Genomic DNA, 301 nt, shown 5'->3' on the forward strand with positions numbered 1-301 from the left:
TCAATACTTTTGATTTTATTATACAAGCAGTGCAGCCTCTCGTCGGCGAAACTCGATAGATTATGACTGGGAAAATGATGGCAAAAATCGTCGAAATTTCCCAGAGTGACAAAAGCGGGCTAGGAAAAAGAATCAGGATCGATCCCCAATTGTAAAAGGCGATCTCTCATTTTTTGTAAGTCAGATTCGGCGCGATCGGCACGCTGTTTTTCGAGTTCTTTTTCTAAATGTTCGCGATCGGCACGTTGTTTTTCAAGTTCTTTTTCTAAACGTTCGCGATCGGCACGTTGTTTTTCAAGTT

1 pseudogene is annotated in these 301 nt (G+C 41.5%); it reads right to left on the bottom strand.

Annotation, left to right across the window (positions count from 1 at the left end):
• Positions 1 to 119 precede the first annotated feature (119 nt).
• Positions 120 to 301, bottom strand: a pseudogene (locus tag JUI58_RS00430) (Uma2 family endonuclease); the annotation flags it as partial.

The sequence above is a fragment of the Spirulina sp. CCY15215 genome (assembly GCF_016888125.1).
Taxonomy (GTDB): domain Bacteria; phylum Cyanobacteriota; class Cyanobacteriia; order Cyanobacteriales; family Spirulinaceae; genus CCY15215.